The organism is Virgibacillus ndiopensis, from assembly GCF_900187325.1.
Lineage (GTDB): Bacteria > Bacillota > Bacilli > Bacillales > Amphibacillaceae > Virgibacillus_E > Virgibacillus_E ndiopensis.
On record NZ_FZMZ01000003.1, the window covers coordinates 177971 to 201667 of the forward strand.

Annotated in this window: 22 protein-coding genes and 1 tRNA gene; 9 read left to right on the forward strand and 14 right to left on the reverse strand. The window is 37.0% G+C overall.

The window, feature by feature from the left end; genetic code table 11:
- The first annotated feature begins 44 nt into the window (after positions 1-44).
- Entirely contained in the window at positions 45-2036 is a 1992-nt protein-coding gene (locus CS937_RS01030) for an acetoacetate--CoA ligase (RefSeq protein WP_099156633.1), read from the forward strand.
- A 45-nt stretch (positions 2037-2081) separates the two neighbouring features.
- Here CS937_RS01030 and CS937_RS01035 read toward each other — a convergent pair whose 3' ends face one another.
- The gene (locus tag CS937_RS01035) at positions 2082-2990 is read right to left on the reverse strand and encodes a LysR family transcriptional regulator (RefSeq protein WP_099156634.1); all 909 of its coding nucleotides are present in this window, start codon (positions 2988-2990) and stop codon (positions 2082-2084) included.
- 144 nt (positions 2991-3134) lie between these two features.
- Here CS937_RS01035 and CS937_RS01040 point away from each other — a divergent pair, with 144 nt between their 5' ends.
- Entirely contained in the window at positions 3135-4169 is a 1035-nt protein-coding gene (locus tag CS937_RS01040) for a YeiH family protein (protein WP_099156635.1), read from the forward strand.
- A 176-nt stretch (positions 4170-4345) separates the two neighbouring features.
- Here the strand turns inward: CS937_RS01040 and CS937_RS01045 are convergent, their stop codons facing one another.
- On the reverse strand, positions 4346-4999 hold the full coding sequence (locus tag CS937_RS01045) for a reverse transcriptase-like protein (RefSeq protein WP_245835667.1): 654 nt from the start codon (positions 4997-4999) through the stop codon (positions 4346-4348).
- Between the two features lie 43 nt (positions 5000-5042).
- The gene (locus tag CS937_RS19285) at positions 5043-5192 is read right to left on the reverse strand and encodes a hypothetical protein (RefSeq protein WP_176555700.1); all 150 of its coding nucleotides are present in this window, start codon (positions 5190-5192) and stop codon (positions 5043-5045) included.
- A 296-nt stretch (positions 5193-5488) separates the two neighbouring features.
- Between CS937_RS19285 and CS937_RS01050 the strand changes: the two genes are divergently transcribed.
- Positions 5489-6436 carry a DMT family transporter gene (locus CS937_RS01050; protein ID WP_099156637.1) on the forward strand — a complete coding sequence of 316 codons (948 nt, stop codon included), beginning with the start codon at positions 5489-5491 and terminating at the stop codon, positions 6434-6436.
- A 148-nt stretch (positions 6437-6584) separates the two neighbouring features.
- Here the strand turns inward: CS937_RS01050 and CS937_RS01055 are convergent, their stop codons facing one another.
- The 4 genes from CS937_RS01055 to CS937_RS19295 form a co-directional block, all read right to left on the reverse strand.
- Positions 6585-10271 carry a 5'-nucleotidase C-terminal domain-containing protein gene (locus CS937_RS01055; RefSeq protein ID WP_099156638.1) on the reverse strand — a complete coding sequence of 1229 codons (3687 nt, stop codon included), beginning with the start codon at positions 10269-10271 and terminating at the stop codon, positions 6585-6587.
- Positions 10272-10522: 251 nt separating this feature from the next.
- Positions 10523-11806: a S8 family peptidase gene (locus CS937_RS01060; RefSeq protein ID WP_099156639.1), complete on the reverse strand. Its 1284-nt coding sequence runs from the start codon at positions 11804-11806 to the stop codon at positions 10523-10525.
- Between the two features lie 118 nt (positions 11807-11924).
- Complete coding sequence (locus CS937_RS19290) at positions 11925-12434, reverse strand: glucosaminidase domain-containing protein (RefSeq protein ID WP_176555701.1); 510 nt, start codon at positions 12432-12434, stop codon at positions 11925-11927.
- 27 nt (positions 12435-12461) lie between these two features.
- Positions 12462-13265: an N-acetylmuramoyl-L-alanine amidase gene (locus tag CS937_RS19295; protein WP_176555702.1), complete on the reverse strand. Its 804-nt coding sequence runs from the start codon at positions 13263-13265 to the stop codon at positions 12462-12464.
- A gap of 227 nt (positions 13266-13492) precedes the next feature.
- On the opposite strand from CS937_RS19295, the gene CS937_RS01070 reads away from it, so the two are divergent.
- The 4 genes from CS937_RS01070 (at position 13493) to CS937_RS01085 (ending at position 17160) form a co-directional block, all read left to right on the forward strand.
- Positions 13493-13565 (forward strand) — tRNA-Ala (locus CS937_RS01070).
- 258 nt (positions 13566-13823) lie between these two features.
- Positions 13824-14390 (forward strand): LemA family protein, encoded by a 567-nt coding sequence (locus tag CS937_RS01075; protein WP_099156640.1) that lies wholly within the window; start codon positions 13824-13826, stop codon positions 14388-14390.
- Between the two features lie 3 nt (positions 14391-14393).
- Entirely contained in the window at positions 14394-15395 is a 1002-nt protein-coding gene (locus CS937_RS01080; protein ID WP_099156641.1) for a DUF3137 domain-containing protein, read from the forward strand.
- Between the two features lie 277 nt (positions 15396-15672).
- A complete protein-coding gene (locus CS937_RS01085) occupies positions 15673-17160 on the forward strand; it encodes a peptide MFS transporter (protein ID WP_099156642.1) in 1488 nt (495 codons plus the stop codon).
- A gap of 56 nt (positions 17161-17216) precedes the next feature.
- Here CS937_RS01085 and CS937_RS01090 read toward each other — a convergent pair whose 3' ends face one another.
- The 3 genes from CS937_RS01090 to CS937_RS01105 form a co-directional block, all read right to left on the reverse strand.
- A complete protein-coding gene (locus tag CS937_RS01090) occupies positions 17217-17954 on the reverse strand; it encodes a MerR family transcriptional regulator (protein ID WP_099156643.1) in 738 nt (245 codons plus the stop codon).
- 431 nt (positions 17955-18385) lie between these two features.
- Positions 18386-19864, reverse strand: a complete 1479-nt coding sequence (locus tag CS937_RS01100; RefSeq protein ID WP_099156645.1) for an MDR family MFS transporter — start codon at positions 19862-19864, stop codon at positions 18386-18388.
- Between the two features lie 375 nt (positions 19865-20239).
- Entirely contained in the window at positions 20240-20662 is a 423-nt protein-coding gene (locus CS937_RS01105; RefSeq protein ID WP_245835668.1) for a hypothetical protein, read from the reverse strand.
- A 142-nt stretch (positions 20663-20804) separates the two neighbouring features.
- On the opposite strand from CS937_RS01105, the gene CS937_RS01110 reads away from it, so the two are divergent.
- On the forward strand, positions 20805-21248 hold the full coding sequence (locus CS937_RS01110) for a hypothetical protein (RefSeq protein WP_099156647.1): 444 nt from the start codon (positions 20805-20807) through the stop codon (positions 21246-21248).
- A 69-nt stretch (positions 21249-21317) separates the two neighbouring features.
- Here the strand turns inward: CS937_RS01110 and CS937_RS01115 are convergent, their stop codons facing one another.
- The 4 genes from CS937_RS01115 to CS937_RS01130 are packed head-to-tail and all read right to left on the reverse strand — an operon-like array spanning position 21318 to position 23291.
- A complete protein-coding gene (locus CS937_RS01115) occupies positions 21318-21893 on the reverse strand; it encodes a hypothetical protein (protein ID WP_099156648.1) in 576 nt (191 codons plus the stop codon).
- Positions 21894-21915: 22 nt separating this feature from the next.
- Positions 21916-22554, reverse strand: a complete 639-nt coding sequence (locus CS937_RS01120; RefSeq protein WP_099156649.1) for a hypothetical protein — start codon at positions 22552-22554, stop codon at positions 21916-21918.
- 12 nt (positions 22555-22566) lie between these two features.
- Complete coding sequence (locus CS937_RS01125) at positions 22567-22965, reverse strand: permease prefix domain 1-containing protein (protein ID WP_099156650.1); 399 nt, start codon at positions 22963-22965, stop codon at positions 22567-22569.
- Entirely contained in the window at positions 22962-23291 is a 330-nt protein-coding gene (locus CS937_RS01130) for a PadR family transcriptional regulator (protein ID WP_099156651.1), read from the reverse strand. Before CS937_RS01130 ends, CS937_RS01125 begins: the two co-directional genes overlap by 4 nt.
- A gap of 171 nt (positions 23292-23462) precedes the next feature.
- Between CS937_RS01130 and CS937_RS01135 the strand changes: the two genes are divergently transcribed.
- Positions 23463-23648 carry a hypothetical protein gene (locus CS937_RS01135; protein WP_099156652.1) on the forward strand — a complete coding sequence of 62 codons (186 nt, stop codon included), beginning with the start codon at positions 23463-23465 and terminating at the stop codon, positions 23646-23648.
- The last annotated feature ends 49 nt before the right edge of the window (positions 23649-23697 follow it).

A 23697-nucleotide genomic window follows, 5' to 3' on the forward strand; every position in this document is an offset into this window, starting at 1 on the left:
TTCATATAATAGTAGTAACTAGTTACCATTTCAGGAGGGATACGATGAGTCAGACAAAAGAAGGAACTTTATTATGGGAACCAAATGAAAAATGGAAACAAAAATCAAATATCTATAACTATATGAATTGGTTAAAACAGCATAAAAACCTGCACTTTACAGAATATCATTCACTCTGGAAATGGTCTGTAGATGAAATAGAACCATTCTGGCAATCCATATGGGAATATTTCGATATCCAATCGAAACAACCATATAAAACTGTCCTAACATCACATAAGATGCCAGGTGCAAGATGGTTCCCAGAGGCAACAATCAATTATACACAGCACATCTTCAGAAACCGAGACAATAATAAACCTGCTATCATTCATGCTTCAGAAATAAGAGAAACGTCCGAAATCACTTGGGAACAGCTATATCAAGAGACTGCCGCTTTTCAACAAACATTAAAGCAGCTTGGTGTCAAAAAAGGCGATCGTGTCGTTGCCTATGTATCTAATGTCTATGAATCTATCGTAGCGTTTCTGGCAACTGCTAGTCTTGGAGCGATTTGGTCAAGTGCTTCACCTGAGTTCGGAACGCAAAGTGTGATTGACCGCTTCAAACAAATTGAGCCAAAAGTGATGGTTACAGTAGATGGCTATCGTTTCGGAGGGAAAGACTTTGATCGTATAACTGTGATTGAAAATATTCAAGCTGAACTCCCAACACTCGAAGCAACGGTTGTTGTACCCTATTTGAATGAAAACCCTGACTGCGACCGGTTAAAGAATGTAACGCTTTGGAGTGATGCTACCGCTAGTACAGAGCAACTAAATCTTACTTTTAATCATGTTCCATTTAACGATCCACTTTGGGTGTTATTCTCTTCAGGTACGACTGGGAAACCAAAGCCGATTGTCCAGAGTCAAGGTGGCATTTTGCTTGAACATCTAAAAGCATTAACCTTCCACGCTGATTTGAATGAAGATGATCGCTTTTTCTGGTTTACAACAACTGGTTGGATGATGTGGAATTTCCTTGTTGGTGGTCTACTTACTGGCAGTACAATTATATTGTACGACGGAAATCCTGGATTTCCTGACAAAAAAATGCTCTGGAAGTTTGCAGAACAAACGAAAATGACTGTCTTTGGTACAAGTGCAAGCTTTATTACTGGTTGTATGAAAGATGATATTAAACCAAAAGATGAATTTGATCTCAAGTATCTAAAAAATATCAGTTCAACAGGATCACCATTACCTCCAGAAGGGTTTCTATGGTGCTATGAAAATGTGAAAAAAGATCTTTGGATCGCATCGGCAAGCGGTGGAACCGATGTTTGTACCGCGTTTATTTTAGGCTCACCAATATTGCCTGTTTATGCAGGAGAACTCCAATGCCGAGGACTTGGGGCCAAAATTGAGAGCTTCAATGACAATGCACAACCTGAAATAGAAAAAGTTGGTGAACTTGTATTAACTGAGCCATTCCCATCAATGCCAATCTATTTCTGGAACGATGATGATGGTAGTCGTTTACATGAAAGCTATTTTGATGACTTTCCAGGGGTATGGCGACATGGAGATTATTTAAAAGTAACAGATCGTCATACATGTGTTATTTACGGACGTTCAGATGCAACAATCAATCGTGGTGGCGTTCGTATTGGTACAAGTGAAATCTATAGTGCTGTAGATCAAGTTAAACAAGTATCTGATAGTTTAATCGTCGATATTCCAGGCAGTAATGGAGACTCGTTTGTTCCATTGTTTGTCGTAATGAAAGATGACGAAAAACTATCAGACGAAATCCAAAAGAAAATCAAGAAACAAATTAGAGATCACTGCTCACCAAGACATGTCCCAACAGCTATCTATCAAGTAACAGATATACCAAAAACATTAAACGGGAAAAAGCTTGAGATTCCGATTAAGAAGATTCTAATGGGTAAATCAGTTGATAAAGTAGTCAATAAAGGTTCATTAGGAAATCCTGAATCGCTGGATTATTTTGTAAAGTTTACTAATGAACAGTTAAAATCTGAAGTATAGTCACAATACCACAGCTTTGTAATATGGCTGTGGTTTTGCTTTATATTACCTTTTCACACTTTTTATAGTCGTCAACATCTTATTATTACGTAATAGATCAATAAAAACCTCCAAAGCTTTTGTCTGAAAAGGAGTTTTCGTTAAAATCGAGAATTGACGAGTGAATGGGAGAGCTTTAATGTCCAGTATTTTTAAATCTCCATTCCTTAATTCCTTTTGTACAGCCCATTGTGATAATAAAGTAATCCCTAAGCCCGCTTCAACCACTTCTTTTATAGGCTGAGTACTGCCAAAATTCATTAATTTAACAGGTGAAATTCCAATACGATGAAACATTTTTTCAGTAGCTTCCCTTGTACCAGAACCTTTTTCTCGAACGATCCATGTTTCCTGCTCTAAATTTCTCAAGTTTACATTATCTTTCTTTTGTGCCAAAGCGTGATTTGAAGATGCAACAACCACCATAGAATCCTCAGCAAATTCCTCCACGCTTAATTGCTTTTCTTTAAAATGACCTTCAACAATTCCGACGTCTATTTGATGCATTGACACTAAACCCGCTATATCATTTGTATTCCCAATCGTTACAGTAGGTTGAATATCAGGATAATTTTTTACCAAATTAGCGATTATTCGTGGGAGTACATATTCACCAAACGTATAGCTGGCACCAATAGAAAGCGGACCACTTGCCTTATTTGCTAAATCATCGACAAGATTTTGCATTTTCGTATAAAGTCCTACTATTTCCTTAGCATGATGATAAACAATTTCCCCTGCTTTATTAAGTCGGACATATTTATTAGTTCGCTCAAGCAATCTTACACCAATGTTATCTTCAAACGTACGAATATATTGGCTCACGGCCGGTTGTGTCATATGAAGCTCCACAGCTGCTCGAGAAAAGTTTTGCTTTTCTGCCACGGCTATAAACACTTGTAAATGTTGATCCAATACCTATTCACCTACCTTTTGGGACAGAGGGACAGGTCCATTGTCCCTCTGTGCCATTATATCATTTTACTTATTATAACTATTATAATGATTTATTTTCCTTATGAAAAATAATCTATTATCCTATATATAGGAGGTGTTTCAATGGCTTTAGAGAACAAAAAACAAGGAAAGCTCCCTCAGCAATCCGCTTCTTTTCAAAAATGGATTGGTGGAGTAGCTTTTACTTTTTTCATTGCATTACTAGGTTTCTTATTAGCACTGGTACCAGGATTTGATCATGTTGGACAATTAGCATGTGCTATTATTATAGCGATTGTTTACCGGCAAATTTTTGGCTATCCTGAGGTCATTCGGTCAGGGATAACATTTTCATCCAAAAGATTATTACGAGCAGCAATTATTTTATACGGTCTTAAGTTAAATATTGATATTGTTCTTCAGGATGGATTAGACTTACTAGTTCGAGATGCCGGTGTCATTATATTTGCTATTGGGTTGACACTGTGGCTTGCTAAGATTTTAAAAGCAGACAAAATGATTTCCCTCTTATTAGGAGTTGGGACAGGAGTATGTGGTGCCGCTGCAATTGCAGCTGTTGCCCCGATTGTAAAATCAAAGGATGAAGATACTGCTATCGGGGTCGGAATCATTGCAATGATGGGAACAATATTCGCCATTGGTTATACGGTTTTGCGGCCATTTTTACCAATTTCAGCAGTAGATTATGGTGTATGGTCAGGAAGCAGTTTACACGAAGTTGCCCATGTGGCTTTAGCAGCAGCCCCTGGAGGTGAAGATGCACTTGCAATTGCTCTACTAGCAAAATTAGGTCGTGTATTCTTACTCGTTCCATTATGCTTTGTCTTTATTTACATCATGAAGCGTAAAAATAAAAATTCCGAGCAACCTGAAGCTAAAATTGAATTTCCATGGTTTTTAATAGGATTTATTGCTTTAAGTATTTTAGGTAGCTATGTACTTGGTCATTCTATTCCAGTGTCTGATAGTGTTATGAATGTGGTATCCGTAATTACAACATGGCTATTAACAGCTGCAATGGTAGGACTCGGACTTAATGTAAGTCTAAGCGATTTAAGAACAAAAGCACTAAGACCACTTATAGCAATGGGAATTACTTCCGTTTGTCTTTCTGTTATTGTTTATTTAATTATTTAGATGTAGAAGGGGCCTGTATCATTTGGCAAATAAGTATGGTATTCAGCATTCACGTTGATATTTCGGTATTTATGCTGATATTTCAGCATTCGTTTTGTCTTTTCGGTAATCCCAGCCTTATTTCAGCATTCACACCAATATTCCAGCTTTTGTCCTGATAGTACAGATAACCCCCCTTACACTTCCTTTTCACTAAAAATTTCCACCCGATTTAAAGCTTGAGTTGCAAGCCGATCAGCTTCCTTATTCTCATTTCGACCAATGGCTTCGTATGTAGGTTTGATTCCTAAATCACCTAATTTATCTTCAATACGGTCAAGCCAAGCATTTAAATTTTCTTCATAACACGGCCAGACACCTTCTAACTGTTTTAATACCCCTTGTGCGTCTCCTCTAAATGTACAAGGAAGATGATGCACACCCATTTCCTCCAATTTTATTACCGCAAAGTGTAATGCCGCGTACTCCGCTTCGTTATTCGTCTCCATTTCTTTAATCTGCTGATTAACCCTTAAGCGGTATTTCTTATTACTTTTTTGATAATAGATAACTACACCTAACCCCGCAGTCCCAGTGTGCCAGTCAAACCCACCATCAAAATACACAACAATATCATGGGGCTCTTGTTCAATCGTTTCCTTCAGTTTACTAAATTCCTTCTGAGTCCATTCATTACCCATTTCATCAATAACAACTAACTCTTTTACACGGCCTGTTTTTTCAATGTCAGCTATCACAATTTCCATCGACTCCTGTGCTGCCCATGCTGACTCAAATTCCAATGCTTCTGTTTTCTTACCTTTATAAATCCATTTCAATTTAACCTTCACTCTACTCGATCCCTTCCGTAGACTTCTACATCGTCGAATCATATTATTCAACACGTGTCAGGGAAATATGTAAATACCCAAAAGATGCTATACATGCGATCACTCCGCCAATTAAAATAGTAAAACCAGTTCCAAATACCACAGCAGTTATGCCAGCTAAGAATGCAGCTAATGGCAGCAGTGTACCAGTCATAAATTGGCTAGTAGCTTGTACACAGATGACCCGGAGTCAACGTTTACCTAATTGTAACGATACAAGGATTCATCATTGCTGCAGCAACAGTCCCCATCGCATTTAATAAAACCAATGCTTCGTATGTATTTGCAAAGCTAAACAAAACAAAGGAACTTTACAAAGTCCCACTTAATAAGATATAAAGTCAAAGTCCGATTTGATTATTAATTAACGAGACTACTGGTATCTCTTAATTCGGATAGAAGATGTTTGCAATCGCAAATACCACCAAATCTGCAACGGGAGGAGTTATCTTGAAGGCTATATTATTAGGTGTTGTAGCTTCTTTCTTTTTTGCCTTTACCTTCATTTTAAATCGCTCAATGGAACTTTCTGGTGGAAGCTGGGTCTGGAGTGCTTCACTACGTTATATTTTTATGGTTCCTTTTTTATTTGTTATCGTTATGGTACGAGGGAATCTACAACCACTTTTTAAAGAAATCCGCCTTCAACCATGGAGTTGGGTTGCTTGGAGTTTTGTATGTTTTGTCCTTTTTTATGTACCGATTACTTATGCTGCTGCATACGGTCCCGGGTGGTTGATTGCTGGGACTTGGCAAATTGTTGTTGTTTCCGGCCTGCTGTTGTCCCCGTTTTTTTATGAAAAGGTAGAAACACCGACCGGATTTATTAAACAGAGACAAAAAGTGCCAATAAGATCACTATTCACCTCGTGTATTATTTTAACCGGTGTAGCGCTCATACAAATACAGCATGCAAATAACCTTTCCATAAATTCGATCATTCCAATCGTTATTCCTGTTCTTATCGCGACATTTGCTTATCCTCTTGGAAACAGAAAGATGATGGTCATCTGCGGTGGAAGATTGGATACTTTCCAACGCGTTTTCGGGATGACCCTAGTAAGCTTACCTTTTTGGTTACTTTTGTGTATTTATGGGGCAATCTTTGAAGAACCACCAGCTGTCCAACAAATCATCCAAACATTAATCGTGGCACTAACTGCGGGTGTTATTGCAACAGTTTTATTTTTTCTAGCAACGGACATGGTAAAAGATCATCCTAAAAAACTGGCAGCTGTTGAAGCCACACAGTCAGGAGCTGTTTTTTTTACGGTGATTGGAGAAATGATCCTGTTATCGATCAATATCCCGTCTGGCTATTCCTTAGTAGGATTAATGCTTATAGTTGGAGGCATATTTTTGCATAGCTTTATCTCACATGAAAAGTCGGTGAAATAGGTTGATGTAAGTAATAATGATGCCGTCATTGATTATACCCCTCTCGTAATCCGCAATATATTAAGATTTTCAACTATTTCTCGTTCCTGCTTTTTCATTTTGGTAATTTAAAGGATTCAGTCACATCGACTGAATCCTTATTAATAAGCTAATCTTCCAAACTGACCTTCAACACTTTCACCTTAACATCTCTCATCTCAAACGTTTTAGAATTCTCACCATTTGTAACAACTAACGTTACTACTTTCTCTTTCAAAATATCTACCTGTTTTTTATTAAGCAGCAACGATCTCGGTTTCTTCTCATTGTAAATATTAATTACAACACGCACACCATCTTCGAGTGCTTCTAAATCCTTCGTATGAACCGTTGCTCTACCATTATTCTTCTTCGGTTCAACTTCAACTACTGGCTGCTCCTCTTCGGCTTTTCCTTCTGTAATACGTCCTTCTGGTCCATATTCAATTGGATTCGCTTCAGAACTGTTCAAACTTTCCACAAAGTCTACAGTGGCATCCAAATCGGATGGTCCCATTACAGGATTTTTACCCAGTTCCCCAATCGGTGCATATTTTTCACCAGTTGATGTACCCATATAGTTATTCACCGTAAGTGTATATGTTTTATCCATATCAATTGGTGATCCATCCGGTAATGTCACGTCAACAACCTTACTTGTTTCCGGATCCCACTTATAATGAAAACCACTAATACTGTAATCCGGTCCGTATATCGGGGATAGTTGTGCTTCGATTATCGGGTAAAGGTCTGCGCCTTTAATTTCAAACATCATTAATGTATTTCCAAAAGGCTGAATGTTATATAAGTCGCCCCATGTTACTTCTCCAGCAAGTAAGTCGTCTCGAATTCCGCCACCGTTCATCATTGCGAAATCACTATCCATAGCATACTTCATGCCATCTGCAAGTAAATTGCCAAGTCCATGGTCACCATCGTTTGAATAATCACCAGTTAAATCTGTAGCATTGTAGCCTATAACTTCATTCATGATTGGTGCAATTTGTTCAGCATATTTATCTAAAATAGCAGTTACCGCTGGATCTGGAGTGACCTGCGCTTGATCAACAAACACGACCTCAGCTTCTTTTTTCACAATATCTCCATTTGTACGATCAATTTCTAAATCAATATCCGCGAATGCCTTTCCATATTCGGTGGCCTGGACGATTAGCTTATTGTCAACGATTCCATCATTAACCACATGATTATGGGCAGAAAGGATGACATCTACTTCATCGTCAACTTCATTTGCCAAGTTAGCTACTTCCCCTGTTACAGTACCTGCATCCTGTTCGCCTGGAATATGAGACAATAGTACAATCGCTTCAACACCTTGTGACTTAAGCTCTGCAACAGATTCATTAACCGCATCAGCAGCATTCGTGAACTCAATATCTTGAATTCCAGCAGGCATAACCATTCCAGCGGCTTCTTGTGTAATAACACCAACAAAGCCAATATCCACACCATCTACTTCTTCTACATAATATGGAGGCAAGAACGTGTCACCTGTGTCTTTATATACACAATTTGCACATAACACCGGGAAATCCATTCCGTCATAGCCATCAGTTCCTAAGCCCTCTGGATGTTCTCCACCGTTTATCATGCGTAACAATTCATCCGTACCTTCATCAAATTCATGATTTCCTACAGTACCAACATCAAAACCAATCTCTTCCATGATTTCAACAGTTGGTTCGTCTTGTAGTAATCCTGACACAGGCGAACTTCCACCTATCATGTCACCAGCATTCACAATTAATGTGTTTGGATTTGTTTGCTCACGCGCTTCAATTGCACCGGCAACATAATCCATTTTTCCATACGTACTCGACGTACCATCACCATCGGGATCAAGCTCGTATTGTTGGTCGATTTTTCCATGTAAATCGTTCATGCTTAATAGTTGGACTTGCAAGTTACCCTTATCTGAATCACCATCATTACCAACATAAGTATAACCATAATCTTGCGCTGTTTGTTCATCCCAGAAAAATGCTCTTTTCTCTACTGGCACGTCAGCCCAATCATCTGGCAATACATATTTCATCGTATCGGAATTTCCTACATATTTTGAAAATCCTTTTTGGTCATCGTTTGCCCGAAATTCAAATGGAAGCTCGCGTAACGGATTTTCCGGATTCCAAATTCCAAGTCCTGCATCCTTCGCTCGTTTTACCGCGTCCTGATAAGTCGGATAAACTTCTTCATCGAACGGCGCAATAAAATAAGTTACGGCAAGCCCTTGCCTAACCATTTCAAGGTTTACGTTTAACCCATCATCTTTACGAATAACTTCAGCTAGAAGTCTGCCATAATCATCCGTAGGTTCTTCACCAATTTTCACCAAAACTTCATCCCCTGGTTGAAGAAGCTCATTCATATATGCCTTCGCTTCTTCGCCAAAAGCCTTTTGGTTCGCGTTTATTTCATCTCTTGCCGGATCATCATTGTGTGCTGTATATGTTTCAGCAGTATCCATATTTAGAAAACGTACCTTCGTACCACCAAGAACCGGGGTTTCTAAATGAATCGTATCTCCGTCTGTTACACTTTTAACAGTAGATTCATAGACACCAGCAGCAGATGGTGGTTCTGGCTGTTCTTCAGCTAATTGAATGTCGGCTTGTTCTGTTGGGATTAGCTGATATGAATTATACTGACTAACAATAGCCGTAACATCATACCATTTATCTGGTTCAATCAACGAAATATCAAGCGCATTTTCCATGACTCGTAATGTTGTGCCATTATAGTCTGAATCAATTAACGAAACGTTATACCCACCACCAGAAGGGCTTCCGGGGATATCGTTGACAAAACCATTAACCTGTACCAATTCACCTTCATATGACTCCGCAACGGCAGGGTCTTGAAGGTCTTGAAGCGAAATCGTTTGTACTTCAGGTAATGCTTGACCTTCCTCTACTATCTCAATTGAAGACGGAACAATTTCCTTTAAACCATTATAGGAATCTAGTTCACCTGATACCCTTACCTTATCCCCTTTTTCAAGATCAGGTAACTCGCCTTGTTCAAATGCAAAAAGATTAATGCCGCCTGTCTCGTCTTGTATGTATGTCGTGAATTGCGCTCCATTACTAATTGCATTGTTATTTACAGTAACAATCCCTTCAACAGTTACAGCTGTACCATCACTTAAATCACGAGCATCACCGATTACATATTCTTCACCTGGATCACCTGGTTCATCTGGTGGATCCTCACCACCTGCACCTTCCATCGTATGGCTTCCAAGATACGCGAATGTGTCTTTTACATAATTAACCCATTCAGTATCATCATAGATCCCACTAGCGCCTGTAACAGATGCATCTCTTACTAATGTAATGTCTTTAGCGAAATCACCATCCGTACCAATTACACCTAATACATCAATCGCACTATCATTCTTTTTTAAGACTACTACATCATCACCATTAAAATTAGCTATAGCAGAGTTTTCTAAATCAGCAGTAGACAATATTTCTGTGCTAGCACTTTTATGAGCAATAACATATAAATCGTTATGCTCTAATGTCCCTGATAGTGTTACCGATTGACTCGATTCGGTTGCATCATTACTATACAATTCTAATGTGTAATTCGATAAATCCACCGAATCGCCAGTACCATTATAAATTTCGATTGCCTTATTGTACGAACTACCTTCCACGTACTCTGAGATGAATAAATCCTCAGCAACTACTTCATTACTTTCCGCATTTACTAGAATCATAGAATAGTTCATAAACACAAGCGTGAAAATAAGAAATAGATTCAGCATTTTCTTTACAGTCGATTTTTTCATTGGTACCCTCCGTTTTTTATAGTTTTAAAAAGTAATGTGACATATTCTAAATATGACACACTATTAATATGGCACACTGAAATAATTGGCACAATTGATTTTTTGTAAACATTTTGTAAATTGGTACTATTGTAATAGTGATTATGACAAAACGGTAAAAAAGACTCATGTAAAGTTAGGTAATTGGAATTCTCAACACGTCGAATTATAAAAAACATCAAACGGTTGACACGCTTGATGTTTTTTAGTGGTTATTCTACTAAATTGGCTGCATTTAAATAGCCCTGCCCTTGGACATTAGGAGGTTGTCCTATATCCTCACAGGCATTAATGAGCTTTTCTTTTACTTGGTCTGGAGATAAATTTGATTGATATTGAAGGAGTTGTGCAACTACACCTGCACAGATTGGTGTAGCCATTGAGGTTCCGGATAAAGAGAAATAGTTTGTATCAACGCGTGCTCCTGCATTTGTTTTGTCGAGAAAAGACCCTGGAGATCGTAACGAAATAATATTCACACCCGGTGTTAAAAGATCTGGTTTTGTTAAACCATCTATTGTAGGACCTCGACTCGAAAAATCAGCTACAACATCATCAGAGCGATCGGCGGTATTGTTATCATTGGCAGCACCTACTGTAATAACTTTAGGACTTATGCCGGGGCTTGCAATCGTTGACGGGGATGGTCCCGAATTCCCTGCAGCAACACAAACAACGATTCCCCTATTCCAAGCTTCTTCAACAGCTCTTACGACGGGGTCATCTTCAGCAGGTTGCTGCGCTTCAGACCCGAGCGATAGTGACAAGACGTTAATATTGTGTTTTACCTGATTCTGAATACACCAGTCAACACCAGCAATAACTGTTGAGAGTGAACCAGACCCCATTTTATTGAGTACTTTAACCCCTACTAAGTTAGCCTCGCTTGCTGGTCCTTGATATTTTCCACCAGAAGCGGAACCATCACCCGCTGCATCACCTGCACAATGGGTACCATGTCCATTATCATCGTAAGGCTCTGCCTTGTTTTTAACAAAATCTTTAAAGGCAATAATACGACTAGCTACATCATTGTGTGGATATATCCCTGTATCGACAACGGCAATGGTTACATCTTTACCGGTTAGTCCGGCTTGTTTTAACTGATCAGATTTAACAGCTGGAGTAGCAGCGTCTAGCAACGTAGTAACTTTTCTATCAAAATAAACCTTTTTGATGTGGGAACAGTTATCTAGTAAATATTCTATTTTTTTAACTGATAGTTTGGCAGAACAAGAGGCGATAGATGAATATTGTTGAATGTTTCGTCGTTTCGTATTCTTTACATCATTTAGTCCATATTCAAAGGAGTCCTTCTCGAATTCAATAATTAGCGGTAACCTCGTTACTTTTTTCCTTATATACTCTAACGGCCGATGCAAAAAGCATGGTACGGAACGAAAAGGGTGATAAAAGTGAACAAGCTCTCGACGTACATTTTTGTCTAGTTTATTCCCCATTCGTCGTACCAATTGAATTATAGAAAAACCTAGCATATTTTCCTTCCTCTCTTAGAATTTACGTACAAGATATCGTACGTAAATTTCTAAAAGAGGAATAATGAATTGGTGCAAATAGAGATAAAAAAGGCTGAAAAACTAGAGATTTAGTAGGTTATACTTGTATATCTTGCAAGATTTGCTCTAATTTTTGCCTAGTAGATTCAAGCATTCTTTCATAAAGATTCAAAATAGATTGTCCGTAATTATCACCAGGAACAGCCCACTTTCCGTTTAAACCAACCCATGTGGTAGCAGATCCTCTACTAACTAAATAAAAACGAGGATCGATTTTTGGGTATTCATCTGGTAATGGATTAGTAGACGCATATGCAAAAAGATGCTGTATGTGGGCGATTATACCTTCTCTTGGTGTCTCAAAGCTTGCACCCGGATTGTCTGGTCCTGTTGCACCTAACCCACAGAAATTGTTCTGATTAGGCTGTACAACACCTGTAAACCTGAGAAAATCTGTTTCATGCATTGCTTGAGCAAAAGCAATATCTCCTCTAACTCCATAATATTCACCAAAAGCGACATAATCATTTCCTAACTCAAGAGCATTAGGGTTTATTTCCTTGACATACTGATTCATCTGCTCTGAAGATAAAAATGTCGGTCCCACTATTAAATTACTGTCTGTTCCCTCATTTCAAGGTCCATTTTCAGCCGCTATATAAGCATCCTCTATCCCTGCATTTTGAACTTTTTCTAAACGTTGTTCGGCATTTTCCCGGTCAGAAAAGGCTCCTGCTTGAACACGATACCATTGTTCACCAGAAATAGTCGTTGCATATACAAAAGCTTCAATCCCCTTAGATTGTAAATAGGATACTCGTTGATCGGCATTATCCTTCGACTTAAAGGAACCCGCTATTATTTTGTAAATTGTTCCAGAATCCTCCTGTTTACGTTGCAAATTAAACGCTTTTGCTAGCCCGTTAACATGACCCTGCGCAACTTTTTGACGCCATGAAGAATTTTTCATCAAAGAACTGTCATGTGCGTTATCAATAAACCCATTTTCAGTTAGTAAAGCAGGCATCGTAGATTCTCGTAATACATGAAAGTTTGCTTTTTTCTTTCCACGATTACTTAGTTGGTTAACTTTAATAACTTCCGCATGAATTATATTTTGGTAATTAGCTGTCGTAGACGAATCGGATAACCCACTATAAATATAGTCCTCGTATCCTTGGGCAGAGCCGTTAAAAGCGTTACAATGGATAGATAAAAAATAGTCTGCACCCCACGCATTCGCATCATTTGTTCTTTGATTTAAACTTTTATAGACATCGCTGGTACGACTCATCCTTACATCTGCATTTTCATAATCGTTTGTTAAAATATTACGTATTCTAAGTGCAATATCTAACGTAATATCTTTTTCCTGCAACCCATATCCTCCGGCACCTGGGTCAGAACCGCCATGACCTGGATCTAAATATAGTTTCATCCAATACCCTCCATTCTATTAAATTGGTAATACATTAATATAGTATGAAAAATATTGATATCGAAATAGACAAACGTTTCTTTTATTGAAATTTAGGCGAAAAAATAGATTGATTTACTATATAAAAATGAATGTATCGCCCACAATCACTTCTTTAGAACGATTAATTGGTGCAATTATTTCTTGAAAAAAACCGTAAGAAATAATATAATAATTATCAACTTCAAGGGGCATTAGCTCAGCTGGGAGAGCGCTTCGCTGGCAGCGAAGAGGTCAGCGGTTCGATCCCGCTATGCTCCATCTATTAAACAAGGTGTTCAACAAGTTATGCTTTTGAACACCTTGTTTATTATTTTATTCGTTTAAACCACCCACTAAAGTAGGTATTTCTACTCACTTTTCACTGAATTTTGGAAATTTCTAGCATTATATAAGCATCAAGCTATATAATAGTATGCAAAGGTATTCAAGGAATTATCCTTGTTATTCTAATTGATTAGAATACAAAGGATAATTCTATAAATCATAAGTAAAATTATATAAAAGGAGTTGTTCCCTATGGACATAGAACCATGGATGATATGGACAACTGTCATCATTCTTGCTGTCATCGTCATTATCCTCCTATACAACCGCTTTATTTTTCTAAAAAATAAGGTTGCAGAAACATTCAACGCAATTGATATTTTCCTAGCACAACGATTTGATGCATTAACCAACATAGCCGAGTCTGTTGCAGCATACACCGATCATGAAAAAGAGGTTTTCATGGAGGTTACAAAATTACGCCAACGGTATGATACAGAATCCAACAATGAAAAGATTAAAACAGTAAATGAAGCTTCAAGGCTTATTAGCGGCTTACAAATCCAGGTTGAGAACTATCCTGAATTAAAGGCCAGTGAAAATTACCTCCATTTACAAAAAACGATTTACGATCTTGAAGAAAAGATATCGGCAAGTAGAAGAACCTATAACGCCAGAGTGAATCAATATAATAACTGGACGCAAAGTTTCCCTATGAAAATAATGGCTAGCATGATGAACTTAGAGAAAAAAGAATTACTACAAATTGAAGAAGCAAAAAAACAAGACGTCAACATTCGTTCCATTTTGAGGGGTTAATCAATGTTTCTTTCTTATGAAGAAATTAAAGACCGTTTAGAATCGGAATTAAAAGCAATGATGAGGGTTAAACTATTAACGATTTTGAAGTATGTTTTAGGGTGGATTGCCCTTATCTCCAGTATTATTTTTCCAGTCTACTTTGGAACAACGACTGGAAACGAAGCTATTCTTTGGCTTTCAGCTTTTGCGTTCTTTTTCGGTGTTATCTTTAGTATTATTAGTTTCTTCAAAACGCTTGGAACGTACCGGATGACCTTCAAAAATAAAGTTGTGTTAAATATGGTAAAGCTATTAATCGAAACATGTCAATTACCAGAAGTGAATCCTGATGATGAGTTGAAGTGGGGATACCGTAAACTTGGACGTATTGATGACTTCCTTGTACGGAAAACAGGTCTGTTTGTTCAGTATGACAGACTTTCCGGTGAGGACTTAATATATGGTACACTCGGCTTAACAGATTTTTATCTCTCGGAATTAAATCTATTTATAGACAAAAAAAATCGAGATCGCAACAATAGACTTAAAAAAATATACAATGGGGTAGTGTTCGTTGCAGATTTTAACAAGGATTTCAAAGGACATACATTGCTTCGAGATAAACATTTTACGAGTATTGGACATCTTAGGCGGTATTTTCGTTATTGGTTCCAACGCATATGGAGTGGGAAAAAATTAAGCGCAATTAAACTAGAAAGTAAAGAATTTAATAGCTATTTCAAAGTAAGAACATCAAATGAAATAGAGGCAAGATACATACTGTCACCAAACTTTATGGAACAATTAATAAACTTTCGCAAAAGACATCGAAATCCAATTGATATTTCATTCAAACGAAGCTTAATCAGTATTGCTATTCCAAACAAAAGAGATTATTTTGAACCAAATATCTTTGAATCAATGAAACGTTCACAAGCAAGGAGAGTATACAATGATTTAGTTTTTTTCTTCAACATTATTGAAGAATTTGATTTAAACACACGATTATGGAATAAATCTTGAATATAAAATAACCTCACATTGATTATTAAATGCGAGGTTATTTTTTGACTATGAACATACATTTTTCACATATGCTCACAACACGCTATCACCTTTTTCATCTCAATACAATTATCTCTATAATACCTGTCCTATATAGAATGATAAAGTATCTGTTTAATCTAGTAAACCAAAAAACAAAATATTTCTTCTATTAGCGCTATTTGAAGTAATAAATAACTTTTCAAATCGCTCATAATTTAGTATACTCTTTTTTGTGACTCAAGGAGGGAACAACATGAAAAATAGCAATCAGAATTTTCAGAGTATTCCACAGAAGGGATTCTTTGGACATCCTAAAGGGTTATTCACACTCTTTTTCACAGAATTTTGGGAGCGCTTTTCTTACTACGGAATGCGGGCAATTCTATTATTCTATATGTATTATGAGTTGTCAGATGGCGGCCTTGGAATGGATAAAGGCACAGCAATGTCAATCATGGCAATATACGGTTCTCTTGTATACATGTCCGGAATTATTGGCGGATGGATTTCCGACAGACTATTAGGTGGTACTCGTACTGTTTTTTATGGCGGAGTATTAATCATGTTCGGGCATATTGTACTAGCATTCCCTGGAAGTATAACAGGCTTATTTATATCGATGGCTTTAATTGTTCTTGGTACTGGATTATTAAAACCAAACGTATCTAACGTTGTTGGAGATTTATATAGTAAGGAAGATCCACGAAGAGATTCAGGTTTTAGTATCTTCTATATGGGAATAAACTTAGGTGCTCTTATTGCGCCATTAATTGTCGGAACTGTTGGACAAGAATACAACTTCCACTTAGGATTTAGTTTAGCGGCAATTGGAATGTTCCTTGGACTAATCGTATTTATGTTTACGAAGGGAAAATATCTTGGTTCTGCAGGTTCAACTGTTCCAAATCCACTTACTAAATCAGAAAGAAAAACGGTTTTCACCCGTTTTGGAATTGGCGCTATTATTATCATTATTATTGGCGCTATTACCATACCAACTGGAATCATGACAATAAATGTATTTACGATGATTATTAGTATACTTGGTATTATTATTCCAACTGCTTACTTCATTGTTATGTATCGTAGTAAAAAGACGACAGAGGTTGAACGTTCTCGCCTACTTGCTTATATACCAATGTTTATCGCAGCTATTATGTTCTGGGCTATCCAAGAACAAGGTTCCATTATATTAGCACTGTATGCAAACGAACGTACCGAGCTTAGTCTTGCAGGATTTGACCTGCGATCTTCATGGTTCCAATCATTAAATCCGTTGTTTATTGTATTTTTGGCGCCAGTCTTTGCATGGCTTTGGATTAAATTAGGTAAAACCCAACCATCAACACCGAAAAAGTTCTCATTAGGATTGTTATTCGCAGGTCTTTCCTTTATCGTTATGATCCTGCCTGCTGCCATTAACGGAACTGACACACTTGTTAATCCATTATGGTTAGTGCTTAGCTTCTTTTTAGTGGTACTTGGTGAATTATGCTTATCACCAGTTGGATTATCAGCAACTACTAAGCTAGCACCTGCTGCATTCTCAGCTCAAACTATGAGTCTATGGTTCTTATCAAATGCATCAGCACAAGCAATTAACGCACAAATTGTAAAACTATATTCTCCAGATACAGAAATCATTTATTTCGGAGTTATCGGTGGAATATCAATCTTACTTGGTTTAATTCTATTTGCTACATCGAAAAAAATTCATACATTTATGAGAGGGATTAATTAAGAAGTCCTTACTCTATTAAAAACCAGCTCTTGTCGGACAAGAGCTGGTTTTTTACTTTATTTATTCCTATCAGCATATACTGCCATCGCATCACGCATAAATACAGCCAGACCTTCACCGAACTGATCGATGTTTTTTGTAAAGCGTTTATCGTCAACGTACATTTGACCAAGCCCTTTAAATGCATCAAGCGAATAGTTACCCATTCTGTTCAGGAAGTCATACCATTCTTTAATCCCCTCTTGTGCTACATCAGATTCTGGTGACTCATGACGAATCGCTGCCAAATTTCTATAGATACCGTTAAACTCATCTTCAAAGTCCTTCCTCTCACCTTTTGACATATTGTTTATTTTGGCATTTGACTCATCAACAGCCTTATCCCCCCAACGTTCACGTGCTTCTTGTTCATACGGATTGTGGCTAAAATCAAATCCTTCAAATTTTTCATTATTTGACATTTCAATTTCTCCTTTCGCATGTTGAATCGTTTTATCAATTGTAGAGATCATTTTATCGAGGCGTATCCGTTTTTCAACTAGCATTTTTCGATGCAATGCTAATGCCTCTCCCCGGTCAAATGATGGACTACTGATAATTTCCTTTATTTTCTTCAAAGGGAAGCCAAGTTCTTTAAAAAACAATATCTGTTGTAATGTTTCAAGTTCACTATTAGAGTATAGACGATATCCAGATTCAGTCGTATTTTTCGGGATTAACAACCCAATTTCATCGTAATGATGTAGTGTGCGCACACTAATTCCAACTAAATCCGCAACCTCTTTTACTTTCATTGTTGTAACCTCCCTTCAATGATTACTATAAAGTATCACGTAACGTTAGAGTCAACATAAATTTCAAATTTATTTATTGGCTCTTTTCTGTTGTCTTCTAACCTCGTAGTTTCAGTAAAATGCGGACTTATATAACAATTCTTATTCCACTTAATTGCCCGTAAACGTAAATACAAGTGGAGGAAATACATGGAGACTCCTGCGGGAAAGCGAAGACGATGAGACCCCGTAGGAAGTGGGGTTCTTCCGAGGAGGCTCATCGCGAGCCCGAGGAAAGCGGAATGTATTTCCGGAACGGCGGCATAGCTTTCAATCTTCGTCGCATTTTATGTAATACAAAACAACAATCTTTTTGAAAACAGCCGATTTATTTTCTAAACAAAACATAAATAAAGCCACCATTCATCTGAATAGCGGCTTTAGCAAAACAGTTATTGATCCTCAGTTGATACCTCTTTTTCCTTAGCCACAGCACGATATACAAAAAGTGACATGATAAATGCAATAACCGATATACCAAAAGTGATAAAATAGACTAGCTCTACTCCTGACACAAGTGCCTCACTAATTGTTGTCGGATCAGTCGGAGTAGCTGCTTTATCCAAAAAGCTCTTTTGTTTTGCGCTCATGATGCTAATGAATACCGATACGCCAATAGCCCCGGCAACAGGCTGCAAGGTTGTCATAACAGCAGTTCCATGCGGATACAGATGTTTGGGTAATTGATTTAAACCATTGGTCTCAGCAGGCATCATGATAGCCGAAACAGATAGCATCAATAAAATATAACCAATAACGACCACCCAAAAAGGAGTATCCATATCTAATCTACTCATCATGAACATGGTGCCACTTAACACAATTGTTGCAGGAACCATCATTACCTTGGGTCCATATTTATCAAAAAGTGATCCCATTACTGGTGACATAAGTCCGTTTAAAATACTTCCAGGAAGTAGAGTTAATCCCGCAGCTGCAGCTGTTAATGCTAGTGGTCCTTGCATATAAATTGGTAAAATAATTTCCGATGCAAACATGGTCATGATAATAATTAAGAACATAATCACCGCATGTGTATACATTGGAAATTTGAATACTCTCAGATCCATCACAGGTTCTGCCAGCCTTAGTTGCCTTAATGAAAATACGAGAATTCCAATTACCCCTACAATTATTGGTATATACGAATTCGGATTGAGAAATCCTGCTTCACTTTGTCCTGCTGAACTGAATCCATATACAATGCTACCGAATCCTATTGTAGAATATACGAGTGAAAGAATGTCTATTGTAGGTTTTGTGACCTCTGATACATTGATTAAATACTTATAAGCAAATGCGATTGAAAATACAGCAAATGGGATTACCGTAATAAATAAAAAACGCCATCCCAAATGCTCTACAATAATACCTGAAAGCGTCGGTCCAATTGCAGGGGCAAACATAATAACAAGACCAACAAGCCCCATCACCTTACCACGCCTATGTGGTGGGAAAATAAGTAAAAACACATTAAAGATAATTGGAATTAATAATCCCGTACCAATTGCTTGAATTAATCGACCTGCTAGTAAAACGGAAAATGTGGGTGCAATAGCACAAATTGTTGTTCCAACTGTAAATACAGCCATTGTTCCTAGAAATAATTGTCTTGTTGTAAACCATTGTAATAACAAAGCCGATGCTGGAATTACAATCCCCATCACTAACATGAAACCCGTTGCCATCCACTGAACAGTAGTAACAGAAATACTGAATTGTTCCATTAATGTTGTTAGGGCAATATTTAATAACGTTTCATTTAAAATCGCAAAGAATGCACCAATCATTAATGAAAGCATAATCGGCATAACTTTTACATTCGGATCTTCTGCTAAATATTCATATTTCTTCTGATTATCATTCGTCATACGTTCGTTCCCCTTAAATAAGTTTTAATAGTAAAAAACAAGCCCCGGCCCGAGCTTGTGAGAGTATAGGGATACCGGATAACTTTCACTAATTATTGAAGGATAAATATTCCATTTACCTTAAACAATAAAAAGAGGAAGATTCAGCTCTCCCTCAACATATCTTTTATATGGTTTTCTAAAAAAAGGCAGACCAATCCCGAATACTCCGCAATCAAGCAGAGCCTTTGCGCTATTCAATTAGCCAAGCAAAGTAGTTAATCGAGATTTAATGAATGCCATTTTGAAAAACCTCCGTTCGAAAATTGTAGCACAATATTAACACGCCTTGATTATAATAGCAAGTGCTTTTTTTACCTACATTCAGATCATTTGTTAATGATACCTAAACCAAACAAACCAGCCTTTATCCTTGCTTTTAGCAACGAAAATTTGTCCTTCTGACGCACTTGCACTTTTTCCTTCCCATTTAGGAAAATGCAGCCTTGCTAACCATGATTTATCCGCAACCTCTTTTCCACAAAAATTCTTGGCCATTTCATAATATACCTCGTCTTTATTGTTATTAATTGTCTCCGGAAAAGGAATGGCTGTTTTCACTTCCCATTCGGTGTACATTTCTGAATATTCACCTTGCTCATAGGTCTCGGGAACTAGCGTCTGTAATGCTTTAAGAAATTCTTTTTTAGCTTTATCCGAGACTTTTACGAGATCACTTGGTTTTGGACATTGAATGGATGACTGTGCACTAACTTCATTTATATGGAACGAAATAGCAGAAAGTATGATTACTAACATCAGTAGTTTTTTCAGGAATTCTCACCTCCATAGATTTACTATCCCGAGTTCCTAGAAAATTATTCAGTCTCGAGCCCATACCACAATAGACTGATAACCATATAGTGAAGAGAAAGACTTTTCGAGGGAGGAAGTTTTTGAAATGAATTATTATCAACACTTATATAATGAAGACGAAAGGCAACAGTTTAATGTCCCTGGTTTTCTAAATAGCTTGTTTCCAGGCGGGGGACAATCAGGATTCCCCGGTGGTCCGCCTGGATTTCCTGGTGGTGGACCCGGTGGATTTCCAAGCTTTCCAGGCGGAGGAGGTTTTCCAGGCGGAGGACAGTCTACTAACGCTCCTACTTCTCCACCGCCATCCTTTACCCCGGTACAACCGCAATTTCAAACCTTTGCAGTCGACCCAGGCGGGATTAGAAGATGCCTTTTTCGCTTCACATATATTTGGTTAAGACGAGATGCATTTTGGTTTTATCCTGTTTTTGTTGGCAGAAACTCAATTGCAGGCTTTAGGTGGACCGGTTTTAGGTGGGTTTTCTTTGGAATTAATTTAAACAGAATTGAAGCATTCCAATGCTATTAATCTTTATTAATGGTAATGGATAAAGATTCCGAGTGTGTATTTTATAATTGAATACACACTCATTTTCTGTCATGCTTTAATATTTAATGCTAAATTATTTTCTATTAACGCTTCATTCGATTCAATAGGGTACAAACTAAGATTTCCTTGATAAACTAAACGGAGATCTTTCAATTTCATCAAGTCTCCGGGTTTAATTAAATTTGGTGATTTGTTAAGTAACCCTATCTTTTCCTTCAATATAGTTGCAACAAATTGAGAACAAAAAAAGGCATTATTTCTGCTGAAGTTTAAATTGAGAATGATAGCAAAAAGACCGAATAAATTATATTTATACATATCTTTTCTTGATTTTATTTGACTAACCTTATTTCGCATTTTTTCATATTCTAATTCTGAAACTGTACAGCTATATATCTTACATTTAGCTTTTTCAAACAATCCTACATTTATTCTTTCTCGAATAAATCCACCAACAAAAGGATTGGAAGGGTTTAAACGACCAAAACTGTATATTTCTTTTAAATTATTACCAAATGAGATCGATACATGATTGTATGATTGCTTGGTGTACAATTTTATCAGTCTTGTAAATAATGTCCCTGTATCTGTGAAAATTATATAAACCTTTTTTTCACAAGCCATTATACAACCTCCCTCTTCTAAATTAACTTTTAAATTTTCTTTTATAAACGAAATAATACATACTCAAAGGCCACCAAAGCACACCAAATATTGGATAAACTGCCCAAATAGTATCTGGAGTCGAAACAGCATTCACACTAATAAAAAATACACTAATTAATATAGTTGCATGAATGGAGAACATAACATCAGATCTCCTTTTAGCATGATATAAAGAAATTGGCCACCATAATATAACAAATGTTGGATATATTGCCCACGGATAATATGGTGACAAATTAATATTTAAGACAACATAGTAAAGAATAATACTTATACTTCCTACTAATGCAACAGACATCTCCTTTGCACGTTTTCCCAAAATCATAAGAATTGGCCACCATATAATGGGATAAACAGCATATAAGAACCATGGATGATTAGGTGTACTTGTATAATTTTCGAAAATCAAATACATAATTATCAGTGCACTATAGCAAACGGATAGCAACTTTTGCTTCTTCTTCTTAACACAATACATTCCAATCGGCCATAGCAATAAAGCTGTGGAAGGATAAATGAACCACCAATCATCTGAACCTGTCAAAAAATTAACAAGCACTAAAAAGATAATAGTCATTATACTTCCTGCAACCGCAAAACCTATATCAAGTTTCCTCATTAAGACCCCTCCTTACTTGTTACGCAACCATTTAAAATACATTGTTAACGGCCACCATAATACCGCAAAAGTTGGATATACAAACCATATAACATCAGGTGTATAATAAAAATTTATAAAAACGAACAGCGAGATAATTAAAAGACTTCCCCATATGGAATAACCAAGATTTAATTTTGTATTATCCTTTTTTACAGATGGATTGATCCCAAGCTCTTTTTTCAAATCACCAATATCACCAAAATCAACAATTGCTTTATTGATTGCATCCTCTTCAGCCTTTCCTTGTTCCATTAAGTCCCAAACTTTTTCTTCCAGGTTTTGTATTACTTCCTGTATAACTGCATTTTTTTGCTCACTTTCTGGAACATCTTTAAATAACTCATTCACATGATTCTTTAACTTCTTCAATTTAATCCCTCCATAAATAAATCGATAATTTCTTTGGTTTCTTCCCATTCTGCTACGGTTTCTTTTAAGTACGCCTTACCAAGTGAGGTGATTCCGTAATATTTTCGCTTTCCACCTTTAGAAACTTTTCCAAAATAAGACTCAATTAATTCCTTTTTTTCCAATCTCTGAAATACCGCATATAATGTTGCTTCTTTAATTTGAAATCGATTATCAGTTCGGCTACTTATTTCTTTAGATATTTCATAGCCATATCTATCCTTTTCTAAGATCAAGCGCAAAATAATCGAATCTAAATGCCCGCGAATAATATCACTTCTAATCATATTGACACTTCCTTATCCTCCACTATTCTATCTGATAGAGTAATAATACCCTATATTACTCTACCTGTCAAAGTAATTTTAAAATAATTGTGATCGCTGAAGGCTGAAATAGGAGAACACAAACACAAAATTAAGTCTGCTCATAAATTATAGAGAGAAGGAGGGATTGTTATGTCTCAATTGGCTTTAATCTATTTAGCATGTATTGTAGCAGGATTTGCACTAGCCAATGTTCCAACTTCAGCTGTTATAACTCCAGGTATTGCTACTTTTCTTGGATTAATAGGCGGACTTGCAATGGTTGTCTTTGCCGCCGCCCTATTATTACTCGGGATAAAGATACTGTTTAAACAGTAAGCCAACGTAAAAAGAGACTGAGAATTTATTCCCTCGGTCTCTTTTACTG